Source organism: Stenotrophomonas sp. P5_B8 (assembly GCF_054049855.1).
The window spans coordinates 1-722 of the sequence record NZ_JBFULO010000821.1 but is presented as its reverse complement, the minus strand read 5'-3'; the positions used below and the strand labels follow the sequence as shown (position 1 = coordinate 722).

The window sequence follows — 722 nt, the reverse complement described above, 5'->3', positions numbered from 1 at the left end:
CGCTGGAAGACCGAACAATACAACCCAAATCAGGTGGTAAGCAGACCGGCCACCTCCGATGATCCATCGTCCTGAGAGACCGAGCAGCATGGGAGTGGCCAATGCCCATGGCGTGTAGCTGCCGACGAGAAACAAGAAGGCATGCAGGAAATCCGAAGCCTCCGGCGCGCCCGCTGGGGGGGCCGTCAAGACGACGGCAGGTGTGTAGGCGAACGCGAGCACGAGCCAAGACAGCCCAACCCACTGCCATCGAACTCTCACGATGGACCGATTGCCCGTCATCGGAGCGCTTAAAGGCGCGGAGGTGGTGTTCGACTTGATCAAAGGAGCTGCGGGCATCGAATCATCCGGCCCATTTTCTACTCCCCTAGACAGAATGCAAGAGCAAGCCATAGCTCAACCAGAACGCCTTCATCGAACGCTCCAACCGCACGTTCCGTGAGGAGGTGCTGGACCAGCACCTCTTCGCACGCCTTGAGGACGTACGTGAGGCAGCGCATTGGTGGATGATCGATTACAACGAGATTCGTCCACATGACTCGCTCAGCGGCATGAGCCCCGTCGAGTACCGTACCGCTCACGCCAGAAGCTCTACTTTAGAAATGTCTGCTTGACGGGGGAGCTTACGGATGCGTCCATGGTGTCCCAGCTAAAAGAACTGCAGGACGAGAACCGGCGGCTGAAGAAGATGTACGCCGATGCGCAGCTCAGTGCCGAGCTGC

General features: G+C 58.7%; 2 pseudogenes. One reads left to right on the top strand and one right to left on the bottom strand.

What is annotated here, in order from left to right:
• Nucleotides 1-339: pseudogene (locus ACXJKH_RS21650) on the bottom strand (hypothetical protein); the annotation flags it as partial.
• A 59-nt stretch (nucleotides 340-398) separates the two neighbouring features.
• Here ACXJKH_RS21650 and ACXJKH_RS21645 point away from each other — a divergent pair.
• Nucleotides 399-614 (top strand): annotated as a pseudogene (locus ACXJKH_RS21645) (integrase core domain-containing protein); the annotation flags it as partial.
• Nucleotides 615-722: the final 108 nt, after the last annotated feature.